The 557-nt window shown below is 63.7% G+C and carries 1 protein-coding gene; it reads right to left on the bottom strand.

What is annotated here, in order from left to right:
- The coding region (locus EN939_RS37200) for a 3-deoxy-7-phosphoheptulonate synthase (RefSeq protein WP_164751649.1) at positions 1-313 on the bottom strand (313 nt) is incomplete at its 3' end.
- Positions 314-557 lie beyond the last annotated feature (244 nt).

The following is a 557-nucleotide window of genomic DNA, read 5'->3' as shown; positions in this document are numbered from 1 at the left end:
CCTTCACCACCGGCTGCGCGCCGGCGAAGGTGAGCACCACGGACATCTGCAGGAAGACGCGGAAGAAGTCGCGGATGTTGTCCGCGCCATGCTCGGCGAAGCTCTCGGCGCAATCGCCGCCCTGCAGGAGGAATGCGTCACCGGCGGCGACAGAAGCGAGCTGCTTCTTCAGCTTGCGCGCCTCACCGGCAAAAACCAGCGGCGGAAAGGTTGCGAGCTGGGCCTCCGTGTTCTTCAGCGCGGCAAGGTCCGGATAGGCAGGAACCTGCTTGATCGGCTTTGCTCTCCACGAATTCGGCGACCATTTCGTCATCGCTGCACCCAACGCTCTTTCCGGCAAGCACCCTCGCCTGCCATTTCCCGCCCCTATATGGGATGGCGGCTCCATACACGAAGCCGATTTCCTATTCTAGACCGGAATTCAAGCGCTGGCGAATGGCCTGGGCCGGCTACGCCGCCTTCTCCACCAGCCGCGCCAACTGGGTCATGACGACCGCCGAGCCCGCCAATCGCTTCTCGGGGGTTGGCCAATCGCGCACGAAGACGACGCTGTGGTC

This window comes from Mesorhizobium sp. M7A.F.Ca.CA.002.05.1.1 (genome assembly GCF_003998335.1).
Classification (GTDB): Bacteria; Pseudomonadota; Alphaproteobacteria; order Rhizobiales; family Rhizobiaceae; genus Mesorhizobium.
The sequence above is the reverse complement of the archived record's forward strand: the minus strand, read 5'-3'. Positions and strand labels throughout refer to the sequence as shown.